General features: G+C 37.9%; 2 protein-coding genes. Both read left to right on the plus strand.

Features of this window, described 5'->3' with window-relative positions:
- A partial coding sequence (locus tag CBG25_RS03820) for a transposase (protein ID WP_290603789.1) occupies positions 1-291 on the plus strand: 291 nt, incomplete at its 5' end.
- A gap of 177 nt (positions 292-468) precedes the next feature.
- Positions 469-702 (plus strand): 3'-5' exonuclease, encoded by a 234-nt coding sequence (locus CBG25_RS03825; protein WP_290604628.1) that lies wholly within the window; start codon positions 469-471, stop codon positions 700-702.
- Positions 703-709: the final 7 nt, after the last annotated feature.

Raw genomic sequence — 709 nt, forward strand, 5'->3', positions numbered from 1 at the left:
ATAGTAACAAACAAAGAGAATCCCACCCGTGAATACGTCAAATCTATCATGGATGCCCGTTGGTCTGTTGAAGTTTATCATCGAGAAGTTAAACAAAATTGTGGTATTGAACGCTGTCAGGCTCGCACGAGCCGAGCGCAAAGAAATCATATTTTTCTCGCTATTTCTGCGTGGTTTGAACAACATAAACGTCGTATATCTGAAAAAATAACCCTTTATCAACAAAATTGGGACGTAATCAAAAATGCTATTGCTGAGCACATCCGTGTTTTATTAGCGTACCCAAATTAGTTTTGTGCGAAACTCGTGTCTTCGACTGATAATCCAATGATTGCTTTACATAAACGATTATCTCGTAACAGCCGCTCTTTGTTGATCATTTCAAACCTTTATTCTCTAAGTTAAACCTCTTTTTATTCTCAATAGCGTGACAAAAAATGCAAGTCTCTATTCAGCAACTAGTTTAGTATTACCGTTACCACTGCCCACCGCGCAAAGGGATTAGAGTGGGATATTGTCGAAATCAATAATGACTTTCCGAATAATCTTTTTGACCCTGAAATGGACAAAGCAGCCTTTAGAGATGAAGTGAATTTGCTGTATGTTTCAGCGACCCGAGCGAAGAAAACACTTATCATCAATAAATTGTTGGTAAATATTCTAGCCAACGTTGTTGAGAATGAAAAAACGGCACAAGCTTAATTCAGGA

The sequence above is a fragment of the Arsenophonus sp. ENCA genome, from assembly GCF_002287155.1.
GTDB lineage: Bacteria > Pseudomonadota > Gammaproteobacteria > Enterobacterales > Enterobacteriaceae > Arsenophonus > Arsenophonus nilaparvatae.